Below are 15946 nucleotides of genomic sequence, written 5' to 3' on the forward strand. Positions count from 1 at the left end.
CTATTTCCTTAACGTGGTGTTCAACCTTTGTTCGAGCGAGGTGAGGATGTTCTGGGTTGCAGTATTCACCTCTTCATCATTAAGAGTGCGCGATGGATGCTGCCAGGTCAAGCCGACGGCCAGGCTTTTTCTATCAGGATCAATGCCTTTACCCTGATAAACATCAAACAGCCTGAGGTCTGTGAGCCATTCGCCTGCATTGTCACGAATTACTTCAAGCACCGAGCTCGAAGCAACATCACGTCCTGCGACCAAGGCCAGGTCACGACGCACTTCCGGGAATTTCGACAATTCGCTGAACTTCGGCAGGCGGCCTTCGGCCACTTCACCCAGGACCAGCTCGAAGACGTACACCGGACGATCCAGGCCCAGGGTCTTGGCCAGCTCCGGGTGGATGGCACCCAGGTAGCCGACTTCGCGACCGTCGCGCTCGATGCGTGCGGTTTGGCCCGGGTGCAGCGCCGGGTGTTTGCCCGCAACGAAAGTGAACTCGGCGAGCGAGCCGGAGAAACCCAGTACCGCTTCAACGTCGGCTTTCACGTCGAAGAAGTCGATGCTGTCACGGCCGTTGGCCCAGCCTTCCGGCAGGCGGCTGCCGCAGACCACACCGGCGAGCATCGGCTGCTGCTTGAGGTCGCCCAGCTGGCCGACGAAGCGCAGGCCGCTTTCGAACATGCGCACGCGGTCTTGCTGGCGGTTGAGGTTGTGCTGCAGCGACTTGACCAGGCCCGGCCACAGCGAGGCACGCATGGCCGCCATGTCGTTGGAGATCGGGTTGGCCAGCAGCAGCGGCTCGACGCCCGGGCTGAACAGCTCGAACAGTTTCGGGTCGATGAAGCTGTAGGTGATGGCTTCCTGGTAACCACGGGCCACCAGCAGGCGGCGCAGGGCTGGCAGTTCGCCACGGGCCTCAGCCTTGGCTTGCGGGGCCAGGCGCGCTTGCGGGTAACGCACTGGCAGGCGGTTGTAGCCGTACAGGCGCGCCAGTTCTTCGATCAGGTCAACTTCCAGGCTGATGTCGAAGCGATGGCTTGGCACTTCAACCTGCCACTGGCCTTCGCCGGCGGTGGTTTTCAGGCCCAGGCCGTTGAGCAGCTGCTCGACCTCGGCGCTGGCCATTTCCATGCCCAGCATCTGGGTCAGGCGCTCGGCACGCAGGGTGACCGGGGCCACCTTGGGCAGGTGCGCTTCGCTGGTGACGTCGATCACCGGGCCCGCTTCGCCGCCGACGATCTCCAGCAGCAGGCCGGTGGCGCGCTCGATGGCTTCGCGGGCCAGTTGCGAGTCGACGCCGCGCTCGTACCGGTGCGAGGCATCGGTGTGCAGGCCGTAGGAACGGGCCTTGCCAGCCACGGAAATCGGCTCGAAGAAGGCGCTCTCGAGGAAGATGTCGCGGGTGCCAGCAGCAACGCCGCTGTGCTCACCGCCCATCACGCCGGCGATGGCCAGGGCGCGACTGTGGTCGGCGATGACCAGGGTGTCGGGGCGCAGGGTGACTTCCTGGCCGTCGAGCAGTACCAGCTTCTCGCCCTCTTCGGCCATGCGCACGCGGATGCCGCCGTTGATTTCGGCGAGATCGAAGGCGTGCATCGGCTGGCCGAGCTCGAGCATCACGTAGTTGGTGATGTCGACGGCAGCGTCGATGCTGCGCAGGTCGGAGCGACGCAGGCGCTCGACCATCCACAGCGGGGTCGGCCGGGTCAGGTCGACGTTACGGATAACGCGGCCCAGGTAGCGTGGGCAGGCAGCCGGTGCCAGCACTTCAACCGGGCGCACTTCGTCGTGAGTGGCGGCAACAGCCGGCACTTGCGGACGGGTCACCGGTACGTCGTACAGGGCGCCGACGTCGCGCGCCAGGCCCGCCAGCGACAGGCAGTCGCCACGGTTCGGGGTCAGGCCAATCTCGATGCTGGCGTCGTCCAGGTCCAGGTACAGGCGAATGTCGGTGCCCACCGGGGCGTCGGCCGCCAGCTCCAGCAGGCCGTCGTTTTCTTCGCTGATCTGCAACTCGGCCGCCGAGCAGAGCATGCCGTTGGATTCAACGCCACGCAGCTTGGCTTTCTTGATTTTGAAGTCGCCCGGCAGTTCGGCGCCGATCATCGCGAACGGGATCTTCAGGCCAGGGCGCACGTTGGGCGCGCCGCACACTACCTGGAAGGTCTCGCTGCCATTGCTGACCTGGCACACGCGCAGTTTGTCGGCATCGGGGTGCTGCTCGGTGCTCAGCACCTCACCGACGATGATGCCGCTGAACTGGCCGGCGGCCGGGGTGACGCTGTCGACCTCAAGGCCGGCCATCGACAGACGGGCGACCAGATCGTCACGGGATACCTGCGGGTTGACCCAACCGCGCAGCCACTTTTCACTGAATTTCATCCTGCTCTCCTGAAAGATTCGTTACGGGTGCGCGACCTAGCGAAATTGCGCAAGGAACCGCAAGTCGTTGTCGAAGAACAGGCGCAAATCGTTGACGCCGTAACGCAGCATGGCCAGGCGCTCGGCGCCCATGCCGAAGGCAAAGCCCTGGAACTCTTCCGGGTCGATGCCGGACATGCGCAGCACGTTCGGGTGAACCATGCCGCAGCCCATGACTTCCAGCCAGCCGGTCTGCTTGCACACACGGCAACCTTTGCCGCTGCAGATCACGCACTGGATGTCGACTTCAGCCGAAGGCTCGGTGAAGGGGAAGAACGACGGACGGAAACGTACCGCCAGCTCTTTTTCGAAGAACACCCGCAGGAATTCTTCGATGGTGCCTTTGAGGTCGGCGAAATTGATGTCGCGATCGATCAACAGGCCTTCGACCTGGTGGAACATCGGCGAGTGGGTCAGGTCCGAGTCGCAGCGGTAAACGCGGCCCGGGCAGACAATGCGGATGGGCGGCTGAGTGGACTCCATGGTCCGCACCTGCACCGGCGAGGTGTGGGTACGCAGCAGCATGTTGGCATTGAAATAGAAGGTGTCGTGCATTGCCCGGGCCGGGTGGTGGCCGGGAATGTTGAGCGCTTCGAAGTTGTGGTAGTCGTCTTCGACCTCAGGGCCTTCGGCGATGCCGTAGCCGATGTGGGTGAAGAACTGCTCGATGCGTTCCAGGGTACGGGTGATCGGATGCAGACCACCGGAGGTCTGGCCACGGCCCGGCAAGGTTACATCAATGCACTCGGCGGCCAGTCGGGCGCTGAGCTCGGCCTCTTCAAACGCCGCTTTGCGCGCGTTGAGGACCTCGGTGACGCGTTCCTTGGCGTCGTTGATCAGCGCACCGACTTTCGGCCGCTCTTCGGCTGGCAGGTTGCCCAGGGTCTTCATCACCTGGGTCAGTTCGCCTTTCTTGCCAAGGAATTGCACCCGGATCTGTTCCAGGGCATTGATGTCTTCAGCGCGTTCCACGGCCTCCAGGGCTTGGGAGACCAGCGCGTCCAGGTTTTCCATGTACAGACTCCAGATACGAAATAGGGGAAGAGCGCAGGCTCTTCCCCTATTAAGACGTTTAACACCAGGCGCCGGAAATGACACCTGGTGATTGTCGGGGGTACTTAAGCCAGCGAGGCTTTAGCTTTCTCGACAATCGCAGCAAACGCCGCTTTTTCGTTCACTGCCAGATCGGCCAGAACCTTGCGGTCGATTTCGATCGACGCTTTTTTCAGGCCAGCGATCAGGCGGCTGTAGGACAGACCGTTGATACGCGCACCAGCGTTGATACGAGCGATCCACAGAGCGCGGAACTGACGTTTTTTCTGACGACGGTCGCGGTAGGCGTATTGGCCTGCCTTGATGACCGCTTGCTTGGCAACACGGAATACGCGCGAGCGAGCGCCGTAGTAGCCTTTAGCCAGTTTCAGAATTTTCTTGTGACGCTTACGAGCGATGACGCCACGCTTTACACGAGCCATGAGTAACTTCCTCTATCTAGAACCAAAAATTAACGAAGGCGCAGCATGCGCTCGACTTTTGCCACGTCCGACGGGTTCAGCAAGCTGCTACCACGAAGTTGACGCTTACGCTTGGTCGACATTTTGGTCAGGATGTGGCTCTTGAAAGCGTGTTTGTGCTTGATGCCGTTAGCCGTTTTCAAGAAACGCTTGGCCGCACCGCTTTTGGTTTTCATTTTTGGCATGTTCGGATACTCCGCATTCAGTTGATAAACATAACCGCAAGGCCTGCCGTGCCCTGGTGGTTATTTCTTTTTCTTGGGTGCGATGACCATGATCAGCTGGCGTCCTTCCATCTTAGGATGCTGTTCGACGGAACCGTATTCCAAAAGGTCAGTTTCGACCCGCTTCAACAGTTCCATACCCAGCTCCTGGTGGGCCATCTCACGACCGCGAAATCTCAAGGAAATCTTGGCCCTGTCCCCATCACTCAGGAAACGTACCAGGTTGCGTAGTTTTACCTGGTAATCCCCCTCCTCCGTCCCTGGACGAAACTTGATTTCTTTAATCTGGACCTGCTTCTGATTCTTCTTGGCCTCGTTAGCTTGCTTCTTCTTTTCGAAGAGGTGCTTGCCGTAGTCCATGACCTTGCAGACAGGCGGTACTGCGTCGGCAGAAATCTCTACCAGGTCCAGCTTCGCTTCTTCAGCGATACGAAGCGCTTCATCAATCGAGACGATGCCAATCTGCTCGCCGTCAGCGCCAATTAACCGAACCTCGCGTGCCGAGATATTCTCGTTGATCGGGGCCTTCGGTGCAGCTCGTTTATCGTTTCTCATTTCACGCTTAATAGTAATTACTCCGATTCTTGGCGACCACGCCGGGAAACCGCTTGAGCGAGGAATTCAGCGAATTGAGCGACGGGCATCGAGCCCAGGTCAGCGCCTTCACGAGTACGCACAGCGACGGTTTGCGTTTCGACTTCGCGATCCCCTATAACCAAAAGGTAAGGGACCTTGAGCAAAGTATGCTCGCGGATTTTAAAGCCGATTTTCTCATTTCTCAAGTCGGACTTGGCACGGAACCCGCTTTCATTGAGAGTTTTTTCAACATTCTGGGCGAATTCGGCCTGCTTGTCGGTGATATTCATGATCACCGCCTGGGTTGGCGCGAGCCAGGCCGGGAATGCACCTTCGTAATGCTCGATGAGAATTCCGACGAAACGCTCGAACGAACCGAGGATTGCACGGTGCAGCATCACCGGATGCTTGCGGCCGTTGTCTTCGGAGACGAATTCGGCGCCCAGACGGATCGGCAGGTTGAAGTCGAGCTGCAGGGTACCACACTGCCAGACGCGGCCAAGGCAATCCTTCAGCGAGAACTCGATCTTCGGCCCGTAGAAGGCACCCTCGCCCGGCTGCAGGTCGTACGGCAGGCCGGCGCTGTCGAGGGCGGCGGCCAGTGCGGCTTCGGCGCGATCCCACAGCTCATCGGAGCCGACGCGCTTTTCAGGGCGGGTCGAGAGCTTCATTTCGATGTCTTTGAAGCCGAAGTCGGCGTAGACATCCATGGTCAGCTTGATGAAGGCGGCGGACTCGGACTGCATCTGCTCTTCGGTGCAGAAGATGTGCGCGTCGTCCTGGGTAAAGCCACGCACGCGCATGATGCCGTGCAGCGCGCCCGACGGCTCGTTACGGTGGCAGGCACCGAACTCGGCCAGACGCAGCGGCAGCTCGCGGTAGCTCTTCAGGCCCTGGTTGAACACCTGCACGTGGCATGGGCAGTTCATCGGCTTGATGGCGTAGTCGCGGTTTTCCGACTGGGTGGTGAACATGTTGTCGGCGTAGTTGGCCCAGTGGCCAGACTTTTCCCACAGCGAACGGTCAACAACCTGCGGAGTCTTGATCTCCAGGTAGCCGTTGTCGCGCTGAACCTTGCGCATGTACTGCTCGAGTACCTGGTACAGGGTCCAGCCGTTCGGGTGCCAGAACACCATGCCCGGCGCTTCTTCCTGGAGGTGGAACAGGCCCAGGCGCTTGCCGATTTTACGGTGGTCGCGTTTTTCTGCTTCTTCGATGCGCTGAATGTAAGCAGCCAGCTGCTTCTTGTCGGCCCAGGCGGTGCCGTAGACGCGCTGCAGCTGCTCGTTTTTAGCGTCGCCGCGCCAGTAGGCGCCGGACAGCTTGGTCAGCTTGAAGGATTTCAGGAAACGGGTGTTCGGCACGTGCGGGCCGCGGCACATGTCGACGTATTCTTCGTGGTAGTACAGGCCCATGGCCTGTTCATCCGGCATGTCCTCGACCAGGCGCAGCTTGTAGTCTTCGCCGCGGGCCTTGAACACTTCGATCACTTCGGCGCGCGGAGTGACTTTTTTGATGACGTCGTATTCGGTGTCGATCAGCTGCTGCATGCGCTGTTCGATCGCCGCCATGTCTTCGGGCGTGAAAGGACGCTCGTAGGCGATGTCGTAATAGAAGCCTTCATCGATGACCGGACCGATGACCATGCGCGCAGTCGGGTACAGCTGCTTGACCGCGTGGCCGACCAGGTGGGCGCACGAGTGACGGATGATCTCCAGCCCCTCTTCGTCCTTGGGCGTGATGATTTGCAGGCTGGCATCGTTCTCGATCAGGTCGCAGGCGTCGACCAGCTTGCCGTCGACCTTGCCGGCGACGGTGGCTTTGGCGAGGCCCGCACCAATGGATGCGGCGACTTCGGCAACCGAAACTGCCTTGTCGAATGAACGTTGACTGCCATCGGGAAGAGTAATAATGGGCATGGCGCCTCCTCTCCTAGTGGTGACCCCTACCAAAGGTCACGTGGGTTGGGATGAGCCAGTACGCGATCCGCCCCTGTCTTTGCACAAGCAAAGCCTGCCTCACAGTGGCAGAAGCCCGAAGGCCTGCCAGGGAACGAACCAGAGTGACTGGAATAGTAAAAAACAGTTGGGAGCTGCAAGCTGCAAGCTGCAAGAAACAGCCGGCGGCGAGCTCAAGGGCAGCATGCTAGCACAAGGCTTCGGGCGATTGCGGGCAGATTGGCCGGCTGGGCAGAAATATTCGCAAATTGAGCTTTGGCGGTGAACTTGCGTGGATTTTTTCCGCTCAGAGTTTGTGAAGCGTCCTACTCTTGTGAGACTCGACCCCAAGGAGTGTTTGGTTATGCGACTTCAGTCTCTTCTGGCCCTGGCGGCTGCCTCTGCCCTGCTGCTGCCGTTGGGAGCCCATGCCGGCAAACTGCCCGGCAACTACCAGTCGACCTGCGTAGCGCAGGCGCAGAAGCAAGGCCTGGCAAAGGATAAAGCCGAACAGCACTGCAAATGCGCCGGAGACGTGCTCCAGAAAAATCTCAGCGACAAAGAGATGAAAGACCTCGATAGCCTGGAGGATGGCGTTGATGCAGCGGTAATGGAGCGCGCGCAAAAAAATATTGCAGCGGTCTGCGGCCCGAAAAACCCGAAATAATAGGGCCTTTGGCCAGTTATCCATCGCTAATTTGCTCCAGATCAGCAATCTGCGAAGGTAAAAGGGGCTACAAGCCCATAATTAGACTATGATGGTCGGCGTGCACCCTGTTGGCCTCGGCAACACCGCACTACTGAAAATCATGTTTCCTGGAGATACACCCATGTCTAATCGCCAAACCGGCACCGTAAAATGGTTCAACGATGAGAAAGGCTTCGGCTTCATCACTCCACAAGGTGGCGGCGACGACCTGTTCGTTCACTTCAAGGCTATCGAAACCGACGGTTTCAAAAGCCTGAAGGAAGGCCAGACTGTCTCCTTCGTTGCCGAAAAAGGCCAGAAGGGCATGCAGGCTGCACAAGTTCGTCCAGAGTAAGATCTGACCGAATAAAAAAACCCGTCCTTGTGGCGGGTTTTTTTGTGCCTGGGATTTGGGAGCGGGCTTGCTCCGCGATAGAACCAGTAATGGCCCTATCACGGGTCAAGCCCGCTCCCTCAGAGACCGTTTTAGCCGCAGTTTACCCGGGTGATCACGCCTTGTTCGTCGGCGTTGAGGTTCAGGCGCTCGGAGCGGTATTCCAGGGTCATGACGTCGTGAGGCTTGAGCACACGGGCCAGTTGCGAGCCGCTGGCTTTACGCGCCTGCTCGAGCAACTCGGGGGTGGCCGGCTTGCCGATGGCGAACTCGGCGCCGCTGGCCTGGCAACGGCCATCGGTGTTGGCAGCAGCCTGCGGGGCCTTCGACGAAGAGCCGCCAGTGCTGCTGCAACCTGCCAATACGGCGACAGCCAACAGGCTTACCAATGATGCACGCGTGCGGAACATGAATCCTCCTTAAATACTTGAATGCTGCCTATGTGACAGCACTCCTGGTTTTTCGTTGCAAAACCGGACCATTGTGCCCGAGCCAGAGCGTTCCAGGCCAAGGGCAATCGTGACCGGATTTTGCACAGGCTCAATACAGGTCGATGTAATCGCTGGCAGGTTTGGGCCAGTTATTTTTCAGGGCCTTGTACACCTGGCGTATCCAGCGCTCGTCATCGGCCACCTGCGGGCCGACACAACCGGAGCCTGCCGCCCAGGTTTCCAGACGAAAGGACAGGCCCTGCAGTTCGCGGCCACCGGTGACCTGGGACAACCAGGCGATGCCCTTGTGATTGACCCGCAGCTGGTTGTGAACCGCACCATTGCCGGCCACCAGCAGGGCCCGGACGTTGTCGAGGGTAAAGTCGTTGGGGTTGTTCAGGTCGATCTGCACTGCGCTGTCCCGGCAAGCTAAAACACCGATAGTTTGCCACGCCCCCTGCGCTTATGCCTAAGTCGCAGTGCGTTGCACGCAGCGGCCATGATTTACTGCAGCTATCGGCGGAGCGCAGGCCAGCCTCCCCTTCAAACGCCAGGGCCCGGCATTTGAACCGACAGCGCGCGCAGGTTTCATTCGAGAATGTTCATGACAAGCCACATCATCGATGCCGACATCAAGGTCAAATGGCCCGAGGGCCAGAGCGCCTACAGCCCGGCCAGCGCCGAAGAACTGCTGCTGATCGCCCTCGACTTGCTGGTCAAGGACCTGGGCCCGGACGACGCACGCAGCTACGTCGACCAGGTCTTTGAGCGTTACAGCCAGCCGGTTATGGCAGACGCGCCAGACGGGCACTGAGCAGATCAAAAAAACCCTGGGCATTCCCCTCGGTAATCCAGGTGACGTTGCCCGGCTCTTTCAGGGTGCCATACCAGTCGGTAATGGTCTGGCCGAAGGTCGGGCCGTCGCGGCTGTCGACCTGCATGAACACCTGGCGGCCGCGGAACAGCTCGGGCTTGAGCAGGTAGGCAATCACCGTGGTGTCATGCACCGGGCCGCCGGGCATGCCGTAGTGTTTCATGTCCTGCTTGACGTAGGCATTGAGGATATCCACCACGCGCTTGCTCGCCCCATTGTTGAGGTCGGCAATCTGTTTGAGCCGCGCCTCGCTGGTCAGCACCTTGTGGGTGACGTCCAGCGGCAGGTAGGTGAGCTTGACTCCGCTATTAAGCACTACTTCGGCAGCGTGAGGGTCGGCGAACAGGTTGAACTCGGCAACCGGGGTGATATTGCCGCCATTGAAGTGAGCACCGCCCATGACGATCACTTCCTTGATGCCATTGACGATCTGCGGCGCTTCGATCAGCGCCAAAGCCAGGTTGGTCTGCGGGCCGAGCATGGCGATAGTGATGCTGTGCGGCTTGGCGCTGCTCAAGGTGTCGATCAGGTAACGCACCGCACTGCCGTTGGCCAGCCCCTTCTGCGGCTCGCTGACCGTTACCCCGGGCAAGCCTTCTTCGCCATGGATATCGGCGGCGTAGATCGGCGTGCGCACCAGCGGTTTCGGCGCGCCGGCGTATACCGGAATGTCTTCGCGCCCGGCCCATTCGCGGGCCAGGCGGGCATTGCGCGAGGTCTTCTCGAGTCGCACGTTGCCGGCCACGGTGGTGATGGCGCGAATCTTCAGTTCATCTGGCGAAGCCATGGCCAGGAACAGCGCCACCACGTCGTCAGCGCCGGGGTCGGTATCGATAATCAGGTCAATGGGCGCCGCCTGGGCGCCAGCCGAAAGCACGGACATCAGCAACACTCCTTGGAGCAAACGTTTGGCACAGCTCAACATAAGACACGTCCTTATGATCAGATGGAACAGCTAGAAGGTCACCCCGGCAACCAAGGCAATGTTGCTGTAGGGCTGGCACTCGCCGGTGCGCACGATGGCGCGGGCACTGCGGCTCAACTGCTTGAACTCTTCGTGACTGAGCAGGCGTCGGGCGCCCAGTTCGCCCTGGGCGGTCAACTGCTCGACGGCGGTCAGGCCCGGCGGCTGATGCTGAAGGATTTCCTCCGCCAGCACGTGGCTTTCGACCTGCATTTCCGTCAGCACAATGCGCAGGGTGCTGGCGAAATCCGGAATACCCGGGGTCAGCGCCAGGTCGATCAGCTCCACCCCCGCCGGCACCGGCAAACCGGCATCGCCAATCAGCAGGATGTCGCCATGGCCGAGGGAGGCGATCAGGCGCGACAGGGCGATGTTCAGCAAGGGCGTCTTCTTCATGGCTGCAGCTCGCTCAAGTGCGGGATTGAAGGCTGCGCACCGGCTCGGGTGACCGACAACGCCGCTGCGCGCTGGCCGAAGGCAATCGCCGCGCCCTGCGCTTCGCCACGCGCCAGGGCCGCGGCGAAACCGCCGACAAAGGTGTCGCCGGCCGCTGTGGTGTCCACAGGCTGCACCACTGGCGCCGGGAAATGCCTGAACACCTGGCCATCGGCAAACAGCGCGCCCTGGGCACCGAGGGTGACGATGACCTTGCCAACGCCCATGGCCAGCAAATGCGTGGCGGCCGCTTTGGCGCTGTCCAGGTCGTTGACCGGCAGCCCGCACAGGGCTTCGGCTTCGCTTTCGTTGGGGATCAGGTAGTCGATATGGGCAAACCATTCGGCCGGCAGCGGGCCGCTGGCCGGTGCCGGATTGAGGATCACCGTCTTGCCCAGCGCCCTGCCCCGCTCAAGGGTGTAGGCGACGGTGGCCATCGGCACTTCGAGCTGGCAGATAATCACCTCGGCGTTTTGCAACAAGGCGTCGAAGCGCTGCACCGACTCGGGCAATAACTGGCCATTGCCACCAGCAACAATGACGATGGCGTTCTGGCTGGCAGCATCGACCACGATCAGCGCCACGCCACTGGACACCCCGGCAGCGATGCTCACTGCCTGGCAGTCGATCTGCTCATCGGCCAGGGCCTGGCGCAGTTGCTGGCCGTAAGCATCGTCACCGACGCAGCCGACCATCGCCACCTGCGCGCCCAGGCGCGCCGCCGCTACCGCCTGGTTGGCGCCCTTGCCGCCCGGCACGGTGACGAAGCTTTCGCCCACCAGGGTTTCGCCGCCGCGCGGCAGACGCTGGGCACGCGTCACCAGGTCCATGTTCAGGCTACCTACCACTACTACATTGGCTTGCATGTGCGGGCTCGTTCTCAGCGGTAATCATTGAAAAGGTCGGGGCGCGGCGCGGTGGATTCGCGCAGGACGATGCTCGGCGCAACAATGCGCTGCTCTGGCGCGCCACGCAGCGGCTCGGCGATGCGCCGCAGCAGCAGTTCGGCGGCGCTCTCGCCCAGCTCACGAATCGACTGGCCAACGGTGGTCAGCGCCGGGAATACGTACTGGCTGATCTGGATATCGTCGAAGCCGATCACCGACAGCTCGCTGGGCACGCAGATGTTGCGTTCGGCGGCGGCGCGCAATACGCCGATGCCGATCATGTCGTTGCCGGCAAAAATCGCCGTCGGCCGCTCGCCTTCGAGCAGCGCCGCTGCCGCGCTATAGCCACCGATACTGGTAAATTCGCTACTCAGCAGCCACTCCTGGCGCGGGCTGACCCCGGCTTCGGCCAGCGCCCGATGGAAACCGGCCAGGCGCAACTGGGCGACGCTGGTGGTCGCCGGGCCGCCGATGCAGGCGATGTCGCGATGTCCGAGCTCGAGCAGATGGCGGGTCGCCAGATAAGCGCCCTGCTCGTGGTCGATACGTACCAGGTCGGCGGCCACGCCTTCCAGGGCGCGGTCGACGATGACCATCGGCGTGCGCACGCTGGCCAGGCTATCGAGCAGGTCGTTGTCTTCACCGACCGAGGCGACGATCAGGCCGTCGATGCGTTTTTCCAGCAGCACGCGCAGGTAGCTGCGCTGCTTTTGCGGGTTGTCGTCGGAGTTGCAGAGGATCACGCAGTAGCCGTTGCGCTCGCAGCCGTCCTCGATGCCACGGGCCAGTTCGGCGAAGTACGGGTTGACGCTGTTGGGCACCAGCAGGCCGATGGTTGCGGTGCTGCGCGCCTTGAGCGAGCGGGCCACGGCGCTGGGCACGTAGTCGAGCTCAGCGATCGCCGCTTCGACCTTGAGGCGCACCGGCTCGCTGACCGGGCGGGTCTTGTTCAGTACATGCGACACGGTGGTGTAGGAAATCCCCGCCAGTGCCGCGACATCTTTGATGGTTGCCATTGTTTCAGTTCCGCCTGCGCGCGCGCCGGCTGCGGTAGGTGTCGAGGACCACGGCGATGACGATCACCGCCCCGGTGATAATGCGTTTGGTTGGCTCCGAAGCGCCGATCTGCGCCAGGCCTGCGGCCAGCACCGAGATGATCAACACGCCAAAAAAGGTGCTGATCACCGAGCCGCGCCCGCCCATCAGGCTGGTGCCGCCGATGACCACGGCGGCGATCACCTGCAGTTCAAGGCCGGAGCCGGCGTTGGGGTCGGCGGCTTCCAGGCGGGAAATCTGGAACAGCGCAGCCAGCCCTGCGAGCAGGCCCATCAGCGAGAACACCAGGATCTTGTACGGGCGCGGGTCGATGCCGGCCAGGCGCACCGCCTCTTCGTTGGTGCCAATGCCGATCAGGTAGCGGCCGAACACCGTGCGCGTCAGCACCAGCTGGGCGAGGATGATCACCAGCAAGGCGATCAGGAACGACGGCGAGATGCCAAAAGCCAGCGGGTTGGACAGCCAGGCAAAGGCATCGCCGATGTAAGCGGTGCGCGAATCGGTCAGCTGGTAGGCCGTGCCCCGGGCCATTTCCAGCACGCCGAGCGAGACGATAAACGACGGAATGCGCCAGGCCACGGTAATGGAGCCGGTGATGCTGCCGGCCAGCGCCGCCACAGCCATGCCGAGCAAGGCTGCCGGCATCACGCTCCAGCCCCAGCCGAGCATCGCCACACTGACCGCGGAACCGGCCAGGGCCAGCACCGAACCCACCGACAGGTCGATGCCGCCGATGATCAGCACAAAGGTCATGCCCACCGCCAGCACCATCAGGTCGGGGATCTGGTTGGCCAGGGTGCTGAAGGTGGCGTAAGACCAAAAGTGGCTGCTCAACAACGAGAACAGCACGATCATCGCCAGCAAGGCGCCGGCCAGGCCCAGGTAGGTGCCGAGGCCGTAGTAGCTGCCGCTGCGCTTGGCGCTGGGGGCAGCGGTGTCCAGTTGGGTGGTTTTCATGGGGTCGTCCTGGGCGCCGCTTCGTGCAGCAACGCATCACGTTTCTGATAGCCGGCAAAGGCTGCGGCCAATAGTTGGTCCTGGGTCCAGCTGTCGCGCTCGAAGGTGTCGATCAGGCGCCCGGCACTGAGCACGCCAATGCGGTCGCAGATCAGCATCAGCTCGCGCAGGTCACTGGACACCACCACCAGCGCCTTGCCCTGGCGCGCAAGCTCGGCCAGCAGGCCATAAATGTCGAACTTGGCGCCGACGTCGATGCCGCGGGTCGGCTCATCGAACAGCAGCACCGAACAGTCGCGCTCCAGCCAGCGGCCGATCACCACCTTTTGCTGGTTGCCGCCCGACAACTCGCCGACCACCTGCTCGGGGCTGGAACTGCGGATGCGCATGGCGGCGATCTGCCGTTCGGCCAGTTCGCGCTCGGCGCCGCTGTTAACGATGCCGGCGCGGGAAATCGCCGGCAGGTTGCCCAGGGCGATATTGGCGCTGATCGACTGGCTCAGCAGCAGGCCTTCGCCCTTGCGGTCTTCAGTGATCAGGGCAATGCCCTGACGCACCGCCGCCACCGGCGAATCGACGCACACTTCGCGCAAGGGATTGCCCAGCTCGATAGTGCCGCTGTCGGCGCGGTCGGCGCCATAGATCAGCCGCAGCAGCTCGGTGCGCCCGGCGCCGATCAGGCCGCAGATGCCGAAGATCTCGCCGCTGCGCACCTCGAACGAGACGTCCTTGACCTTGTCGCTACGGCCGAGGCCGTTGACCTTGAGGATCGGCGCGCCGATGTTGCGCACGCCCAAATCGATATGCTCGCCCAGCTCGCGGCCGACCATCAGGTTGACCAGTTGCTCGCTGTTGTAGCGCTGCATCGCCTCGACGCACACCAGCTTGCCATCGCGCAGCACGGCAATGCGCTGGGCGATGCGCTTGAGTTCTTCGAGGCGATGGGAGATGTAGACGATGGCCACGCCGCGCTGCTGCAGGCGCTCGATCTGGGTAAACAGCAGCTCCACCTCGCGGGCGGTGAGCATCGCCGTCGGCTCATCGAAAATCAGCACATGGCAGTCGCCAATCAGGTTGCGGGCAATCTCGACCATCTGCTGATGGCCGATGCCCAGTTCGCCCACCGGGGTGTCCGGGTCGATGGCGTCCAGGCCGACCTGGGCCATGGCCGCCACCGCCAGTTGGCGCAGGCGTTTGCGGTTGATCCAGCCGGCGCGCCCGGGCAAGTTGTCGAGAAACAGGTTCTCGGCCACGGTCAGGGTCGGCAGCAGGTTGAGCTCCTGCATGACCATGCGCACGCCCAAGCGCTCGGCAGCGGCGCGGCTACCGGGCTGGTACGGCTGGCCCTGGTAAAGCATATGGCCGGTGGTGGGCCGTTCGAGGCCGCCGATGATTTTCGACAGGGTGCTCTTGCCCGCGCCGTTTTCACCGGTCAGGGCCAGCACTTCGCCCCGCAGCAGGCTCAGCTCGATATCGCCGAGCACCGGCTGCGCGTAGGTCTTGCCGATGGCGCTGACTGAAAGTACGACATCCGCAGTCGCTGACATTGCCTGTTCTCCTGGCGCCCACCCCGTGGCAGGCGCGCACGCTGCGACTAGGGTTGGGTAACCAGCTCGACCGGGGTCTGGATGACGTTGTCGGCGTCGACATCGGTTTTCTCACCCTTGAGCATCTTCAGCGCCGCCTCGATGCCGAACACCGCTTGTTTGGCGGCGTACTGGTCGGCGGTGGCAAGCACGCGACCGTCCTTGAGCATCGGCTTGATGGCGTTGATGTTGTCGTAGCCGACCACCTGCACCTGGCCGGCCTTGCCTGCGGCGCGCACCGCCGATACAGCGCCCAGGGCCATGCTGTCGTTGCCGGCCAGCAGTGCCTTGAGGTCGGGGTTGGCGTTGAGCAGGGAGGCGGCGACGGCATTGCCCTTGGCAATTTCCCAGTCGCCCGATTGCACCGAGACCACCTTGATCTGCGCCGCTTCCATTGCATCCTTGAAGCCGGCAGTGCGCTGCTGGGCGTTGGTGGTGGTCGAGACGCCTTCGATAATGGCCACCTGATCGCCGGCCTTGAGCTTCTCCTTGGCCAGGTATTCACCGACCAGCCGCGCGCCCTTGCGGTTGTCGGGGCCTACGAACGGCACGCTGAGGTGCTTGCTCTTGAGCACCTCGGGGTCGAGGCGGTTGTCGATGTTGATCACGGTGATGCCGGCATCCATGGCCTTTTTCACCACTGGCACCAGGGCTTTGGAATCGGCCGGAGCGATGACCAGGGCGTTGACCCCGGAAACAATCATCTGCTCGACGATACGGATCTGGTTACTGGAGTCGGTCTCGTCCTTGATGCCGTTGGACACCAGCTCGAATTCATTGGCGTGGTCTTTCTGGTAGGCCTTGGCGCCGTCTTCCATGGTCAGGAAGAACTCATTGGCCAGCGATTTCATCACCAGCGCGACTTTCGGCTTGGCGTCGTCGGCCAGGGCGTGGGAAACGGGGGCGGCGAGGGACAGTGAGGAAAGCATAGCGAGCGCCAGCAGGCGTCCAGCAAAGGGCAGCTTCATGGGTTTACTCCGGATCTTATGATTTTTATCGGGCCGCAAA

General features: G+C 62.0%; 18 protein-coding genes. 3 read left to right on the forward strand and 15 right to left on the reverse strand.

Annotation, left to right across the window (positions count from 1 at the left end; all coding sequences use genetic code 11):
- The 6 genes from pheT to thrS form a co-directional block, all read right to left on the reverse strand.
- Positions 1 to 2376 (reverse strand): phenylalanine--tRNA ligase subunit beta, encoded by a 2376-nt coding sequence (pheT, locus tag LOY54_RS17720; protein ID WP_258607434.1) that lies wholly within the window; start codon positions 2374 to 2376, stop codon positions 1 to 3.
- A gap of 36 nt (positions 2377 to 2412) precedes the next feature.
- On the reverse strand, positions 2413 to 3429 hold the full coding sequence (gene pheS, locus LOY54_RS17725) for a phenylalanine--tRNA ligase subunit alpha (RefSeq protein WP_038994580.1): 1017 nt from the start codon (positions 3427 to 3429) through the stop codon (positions 2413 to 2415).
- A gap of 104 nt (positions 3430 to 3533) precedes the next feature.
- A complete protein-coding gene (rplT, locus tag LOY54_RS17730) occupies positions 3534 to 3890 on the reverse strand; it encodes a 50S ribosomal protein L20 (protein ID WP_010222414.1) in 357 nt (118 codons plus the stop codon).
- A 29-nt stretch (positions 3891 to 3919) separates the two neighbouring features.
- Positions 3920 to 4114: a 50S ribosomal protein L35 gene (rpmI, locus tag LOY54_RS17735; protein ID WP_045194535.1), complete on the reverse strand. Its 195-nt coding sequence runs from the start codon at positions 4112 to 4114 to the stop codon at positions 3920 to 3922.
- A 60-nt stretch (positions 4115 to 4174) separates the two neighbouring features.
- Positions 4175 to 4726 carry a translation initiation factor IF-3 gene (gene infC / locus LOY54_RS17740; protein WP_174242331.1) on the reverse strand — a complete coding sequence of 184 codons (552 nt, stop codon included), beginning with the start codon at positions 4724 to 4726 and terminating at the stop codon, positions 4175 to 4177.
- The gene (gene thrS / locus LOY54_RS17745) at positions 4726 to 6648 is read right to left on the reverse strand and encodes a threonine--tRNA ligase (RefSeq protein WP_045194537.1); all 1923 of its coding nucleotides are present in this window, start codon (positions 6646 to 6648) and stop codon (positions 4726 to 4728) included. The genes infC and thrS overlap by 1 nt, the downstream gene beginning before the upstream one ends.
- Before the next feature lie 310 nt (positions 6649 to 6958).
- On the opposite strand from thrS, the gene LOY54_RS17750 reads away from it, so the two are divergent.
- Together LOY54_RS17750 and LOY54_RS17755 are read left to right on the forward strand one after the other, a co-directional pair.
- Positions 6959 to 7333: a hypothetical protein gene (locus tag LOY54_RS17750; protein WP_408980522.1), complete on the forward strand. Its 375-nt coding sequence runs from the start codon at positions 6959 to 6961 to the stop codon at positions 7331 to 7333.
- Between the two features lie 163 nt (positions 7334 to 7496).
- The gene (locus LOY54_RS17755) at positions 7497 to 7709 is read left to right on the forward strand and encodes a cold-shock protein (protein ID WP_007956027.1); all 213 of its coding nucleotides are present in this window, start codon (positions 7497 to 7499) and stop codon (positions 7707 to 7709) included.
- 131 nt (positions 7710 to 7840) lie between these two features.
- On the opposite strand, the gene LOY54_RS17760 is transcribed toward LOY54_RS17755, so the two are convergent.
- The gene (locus LOY54_RS17760; protein ID WP_093381150.1) at positions 7841 to 8158 is read right to left on the reverse strand and encodes an I78 family peptidase inhibitor; all 318 of its coding nucleotides are present in this window, start codon (positions 8156 to 8158) and stop codon (positions 7841 to 7843) included.
- Positions 8159 to 8288: 130 nt separating this feature from the next.
- Positions 8289 to 8591, reverse strand: coding sequence for a hypothetical protein (locus LOY54_RS17765; protein ID WP_258607435.1), 303 nt, complete (start codon positions 8589 to 8591; stop codon positions 8289 to 8291).
- A gap of 192 nt (positions 8592 to 8783) precedes the next feature.
- Here LOY54_RS17765 and LOY54_RS17770 point away from each other — a divergent pair, with 192 nt between their 5' ends.
- Positions 8784 to 8993, forward strand: a complete 210-nt coding sequence (locus LOY54_RS17770) for a hypothetical protein (RefSeq protein ID WP_045195702.1) — start codon at positions 8784 to 8786, stop codon at positions 8991 to 8993.
- On the opposite strand, the gene LOY54_RS17775 is transcribed toward LOY54_RS17770, so the two are convergent.
- The 7 genes from LOY54_RS17775 to LOY54_RS17805 all read right to left on the reverse strand — a co-directional run bounded on the left by LOY54_RS17775 (position 8965) and on the right by LOY54_RS17805 (position 15906).
- Positions 8965 to 9936: a nucleoside hydrolase gene (locus LOY54_RS17775; RefSeq protein WP_408980523.1), complete on the reverse strand. Its 972-nt coding sequence runs from the start codon at positions 9934 to 9936 to the stop codon at positions 8965 to 8967. The genes LOY54_RS17770 and LOY54_RS17775 overlap by 29 nt on opposite strands.
- A gap of 72 nt (positions 9937 to 10008) precedes the next feature.
- Complete coding sequence (rbsD, locus tag LOY54_RS17780) at positions 10009 to 10413, reverse strand: D-ribose pyranase (protein ID WP_045194548.1); 405 nt, start codon at positions 10411 to 10413, stop codon at positions 10009 to 10011.
- Complete coding sequence (gene rbsK / locus LOY54_RS17785; RefSeq protein WP_258594126.1) at positions 10410 to 11318, reverse strand: ribokinase; 909 nt, start codon at positions 11316 to 11318, stop codon at positions 10410 to 10412. The genes rbsD and rbsK overlap by 4 nt, the downstream gene beginning before the upstream one ends.
- A 14-nt stretch (positions 11319 to 11332) precedes the next feature.
- Positions 11333 to 12355: a LacI family DNA-binding transcriptional regulator gene (locus LOY54_RS17790; RefSeq protein WP_258607437.1), complete on the reverse strand. Its 1023-nt coding sequence runs from the start codon at positions 12353 to 12355 to the stop codon at positions 11333 to 11335.
- Positions 12356 to 12359: 4 nt separating this feature from the next.
- Positions 12360 to 13352, reverse strand: a complete 993-nt coding sequence (locus tag LOY54_RS17795) for an ABC transporter permease (RefSeq protein WP_258607438.1) — start codon at positions 13350 to 13352, stop codon at positions 12360 to 12362.
- Complete coding sequence (locus LOY54_RS17800) at positions 13349 to 14899, reverse strand: sugar ABC transporter ATP-binding protein (protein ID WP_258607439.1); 1551 nt, start codon at positions 14897 to 14899, stop codon at positions 13349 to 13351. Before LOY54_RS17800 ends, LOY54_RS17795 begins: the two co-directional genes overlap by 4 nt.
- Positions 14900 to 14946: 47 nt before the next feature.
- Positions 14947 to 15906, reverse strand: a complete 960-nt coding sequence (locus LOY54_RS17805; protein WP_258607441.1) for a sugar ABC transporter substrate-binding protein — start codon at positions 15904 to 15906, stop codon at positions 14947 to 14949.
- Between the last annotated feature and the right edge of the window lie 40 nt (positions 15907 to 15946).

It is taken from the genome of Pseudomonas sp. B21-032, assembly GCF_024748965.1.
Classification (GTDB): domain Bacteria; phylum Pseudomonadota; class Gammaproteobacteria; order Pseudomonadales; family Pseudomonadaceae; genus Aquipseudomonas.

What these genes read in the sequence shown, in the direction of transcription:
- pheT (WP_258607434.1), bottom strand. Translation starts at nt 2,376, where the DNA reads ATGAAATTCAGTGAAAAGTGGCTGCGCGGTTGGGTCAACCCGCAGGTA.
- pheS (WP_038994580.1), bottom strand. Translation starts at nt 3,429, where the DNA reads ATGGAAAACCTGGACGCGCTGGTCTCCCAAGCCCTGGAGGCCGTGGAA.
- rplT (WP_010222414.1), bottom strand. Translation starts at nt 3,890, where the DNA reads ATGGCTCGTGTAAAGCGTGGCGTCATCGCTCGTAAGCGTCACAAGAAA.
- rpmI (WP_045194535.1), bottom strand. Translation starts at nt 4,114, where the DNA reads ATGCCAAAAATGAAAACCAAAAGCGGTGCGGCCAAGCGTTTCTTGAAA.
- thrS (WP_045194537.1), bottom strand. Translation starts at nt 6,648, where the DNA reads ATGCCCATTATTACTCTTCCCGATGGCAGTCAACGTTCATTCGACAAG.
- LOY54_RS17755 (WP_007956027.1), top strand. Translation starts at nt 7,497, where the DNA reads ATGTCTAATCGCCAAACCGGCACCGTAAAATGGTTCAACGATGAGAAA.
- LOY54_RS17760 (WP_093381150.1), bottom strand. Translation starts at nt 8,158, where the DNA reads ATGTTCCGCACGCGTGCATCATTGGTAAGCCTGTTGGCTGTCGCCGTA.
- LOY54_RS17770 (WP_045195702.1), top strand. Translation starts at nt 8,784, where the DNA reads ATGACAAGCCACATCATCGATGCCGACATCAAGGTCAAATGGCCCGAG.
- LOY54_RS17775 (WP_408980523.1), bottom strand. Translation starts at nt 9,936, where the DNA reads ATGTCCGTGCTTTCGGCTGGCGCCCAGGCGGCGCCCATTGACCTGATT.
- rbsD (WP_045194548.1), bottom strand. Translation starts at nt 10,413, where the DNA reads ATGAAGAAGACGCCCTTGCTGAACATCGCCCTGTCGCGCCTGATCGCC.
- rbsK (WP_258594126.1), bottom strand. Translation starts at nt 11,318, where the DNA reads ATGCAAGCCAATGTAGTAGTGGTAGGTAGCCTGAACATGGACCTGGTG.
- LOY54_RS17790 (WP_258607437.1), bottom strand. Translation starts at nt 12,355, where the DNA reads ATGGCAACCATCAAAGATGTCGCGGCACTGGCGGGGATTTCCTACACC.
- LOY54_RS17795 (WP_258607438.1), bottom strand. Translation starts at nt 13,352, where the DNA reads ATGAAAACCACCCAACTGGACACCGCTGCCCCCAGCGCCAAGCGCAGC.
- LOY54_RS17800 (WP_258607439.1), bottom strand. Translation starts at nt 14,899, where the DNA reads ATGTCAGCGACTGCGGATGTCGTACTTTCAGTCAGCGCCATCGGCAAG.
- LOY54_RS17805 (WP_258607441.1), bottom strand. Translation starts at nt 15,906, where the DNA reads ATGAAGCTGCCCTTTGCTGGACGCCTGCTGGCGCTCGCTATGCTTTCC.